Genomic DNA, 3,165 nt, shown 5'->3' with positions numbered 1-3,165 from the left:
GCCGAGCGGGCCCGTGAGGCCGCTGCCGCGGAGTCCCGCGCCGACCTCGACGCGGCCCGCGCCGGGGACGCGGCGGACGCCGCGGAGCGCGCGTACGGGGCCGAGCGCCGCGCCGCCGAGTCGATCGCGGCCGACGATCGCCTCACCGAACTGCTCAGCCTGCCCGCCGCCCACCGCGCGGGCGTGCCGGGCCCGCGCAGCGGCGCCGACACCGCCCGCGCCACCCCTCCCGCGCCCGAGGGCCCCGCGCAAGGGCCGCTGTCAGCCGAGGAGTTCGACACCCACGCGGACGCCCTGCGCGACCTGCTCGACCAGGGCGTCGCCGCCGCCGAGCGCCGCCTCTTCGACCTGCGGACCGCGGCAGCCGACGACTCCCGCATCCTGGGCGCGCTCGGCGACGGCGGACTTCTCCCGCCGGGGCCCGACGTCCTCGCGACCGTCGAACACCTCGGCGAGCACGGCATCCCCGCCCTGCCCGGCTGGCGCTACCTCGCCCAGTCCGTCGACCCCGCCGACCACGCCGCCGTGCTCGCCGCGCGGCCCGAGCTGGTCGACGGCGTCGTCATCACCGACCCCGCCTCGCACGCGCGTGCCCGGGGCGTCCTCGCCGACGCCGCCCTGCTGCCCCGCTCCACCGTCGCGGTCGGCACCGCGGCCGCGCTGCTCGCCCCGGTGCCGCGGGCCGGCGACAGCGGCCAGGACGACCAGGCGGCCGTGTTCCTCGTACCGCCCAACCCCGCCATGCACGACGAGCACGCCGCGGACGAGGAACGCCGGGCCCTGCGCGCCAGGGCCGCCGCGCGCGACGACGAGATCAAGGAGGTCGCGGCCCGGCTGGCCGCCGACCGCGCCCTCGCCGCCCGCATCGGCTCCTGGCGCGCCGACTGCCCGCCGGGCGCCCTCGCCGACCTCGCCGCGTCCGCACGTATCGCCCGGGAGACCGCGGAACGCGCCGCCGCCGAGCTGACCGAGGCGCGCGCCACCCGCGCCGAGGCCGAGCAGGCGGCAGCGGACACCGGCCGCGCCGCGGAGGAGGCGCAGGAGGCGGCACAGCGCGCCCGCCGCGCCGCCGACGCCCTGAAGGGACTCGCGTCCCGGCTGCGCGAGCGGCCCGCCTGGCAGGCCAGGCTCCGCGCCCTCGCGGACGACGCGGCCGAGGCCGAGGCACGCGCGGGCACCTGCCTCGAACTGGCGCGCGCCGCCGACGAGGACCGCAGGGCCGCGCAGCGCGCCGCTGACGACGCCCGCCGTACCGCGCGCACCCTGCGCGCCGAGCGCGCGGAGATCGCCGGCGCCCCGGAGAACCTCCCCGACCGGCCGGACGACGCGCCCCGCGTCCCGCTGCCCGCCCTGCGGGAGGCGTACCGCGCCGCCTCCCAGCTCTACGAGAAGGTCGGCGTCGGCGCCGACCTGCGCGCGGAACAGGCACGCGCGGAGAGCGACGAGAGCGCCGCACTCGCCGAGCTCGACCGGCTCAGCAACAAGGTCCGCACGCGCGCCGCGCAGCTCCTCGAATCGCCCGACGGCGCCGACGGCCCCTCCCGGCAGGCCGCCGCCGCCCGCGCCGAGTCACTCGTGCAGATGCTGGAGTCGCGGGCCTCCGCCACGAGCGAGCAGCTCGGCCGGCTGCGCGGCGAGGCGGAGCGCCTCGCCCCCGAGACCGGCGAGAGCCACACCGGCCTCCCCGACGACCAGGTGCCCGCCGACGCGGAGCAGGCCCAGGCGCTGCTGCGCACCGCCACCACGGAACTGGCCGTACGGACCGAAGCGGTGGAGACCGCACGCACCGCACACGACGAACTCCTGCGCGCCCACCGGGCCGCGGAGGACGACGCCGGCGGCTTCGACGAGACGGCGGCCCTCCTGCGCGACCTGCTGCGCGGCGCGCTCGCCGAGGACGAGCAGGCGGCACAGGGCGACGAGCCTCCCCAGCCGCCGGAGCCGTACGCGGGCGGCCTGGACGCCGCGCGCCACGACGCGGCCGAGGCCCGCAGGTCGCTGCGCGGCTGCGCCCAGGACCTGTCGGCGGCCGAGGCCGCGGTGCGCGAGGCGAGCGACATCCTGGTACGGCACGCCAACGCCACCCGCTACGAACAGGTGCGCACCCCGGCGCGGCAGCAGATCCGCGAACTGCCCGCCGCCGCGCTGCCGGAGCACGCGGAGCGCTGGGCCGAGGCGTTCGCGCCCCGGCTGCGCGTCCTCACCGACGAACTGGCCCAGCTGGAACGCAACCGCGACTCGATCGTCGACCGGCTGCGCGGCCTGGTGGAGTCGGCGATGGCGACGCTGCGGTCGGCCCAGCGGCTCTCCCGGCTGCCCGAGGGCCTCGGCGAGTGGTCGGGCCAGGAGTTCCTGCGCATCCGCTTCGAGGAACCCGACCGCGCGACGCTGTCCGAGCGGCTCGGCGACGTCGTGGACGAGGCCACGAGGGCCGCCCTCAAGAAGAACTCCGACCTGCGGCGGGACGGGATGTCGCTGCTGCTGCGCGGCGTGCAGGCGGCGCTGCAGCCGAGGGGCGTCGCCGTGGAGATCCTCAAGCCGGACGCGGTGCTGCGCGCCGAGCGGGTCCCGGTCGGGCAGATGGGCGACGTGTTCTCCGGCGGCCAGCTGCTGACCGCCGCGATCGCCCTGTACTGCACCATGGCCGCGCTGCGCAGCAACGACCGCGGCCGCGACAAGCACCGGCACGCCGGGACGCTGTTCCTGGACAACCCGATCGGCCGGGCCAACGCGACCTACCTGCTGGAGCTCCAGCGCGCCGTCTCCGACGCGCTCGGCGTCCAACTCCTTTACACGACAGGACTGTTCGACACGACGGCGCTTGCCGAGTTCCCCCTCGTGATCCGGCTGCGCAACGACGCGGACCTGCGCGCAGGCCTGAAGTACATCAAGGTCGAGGAGCACCTGCGGCCCGGCCTGCCCGCGCCCGGGCAGGAGGGCGAGCAGGTGCACGGCGAGATCACCGCGACGCGCGTCTTCCGCAGGACCCCGGCGCAGGAGGCCAGGGTCCGCAGGGGCACGCCGGCCTCCACCGTCCCGCCGCAGCAGCCGCCCGCGCAGGAGGGGCAGAGCCACGTTGTCCCGCGGGACCGCACCGAGGACGCCTGACACCGCGCCGGGCGGACGGGCCGGCGGCGAGGGCGCGGACGGCCTTCGCCCGGCCCG

At 78.2% G+C, this 3,165-nt stretch carries 1 pseudogene; it reads left to right on the top strand.

Annotated features, from left to right (window positions below):
- A pseudogene (locus ABEA77_RS33640) lies at positions 1 to 3,108 on the top strand (hypothetical protein); the annotation flags it as partial.
- Between the last annotated feature and the right edge of the window lie 57 nt (positions 3,109 to 3,165).

This window comes from Streptomyces tremellae (assembly GCF_039540215.1).
Lineage (GTDB): Bacteria > Actinomycetota > Actinomycetes > Streptomycetales > Streptomycetaceae > Streptomyces > Streptomyces tremellae.
This window is presented reverse-complemented; position numbering and strand designations above follow the sequence as displayed.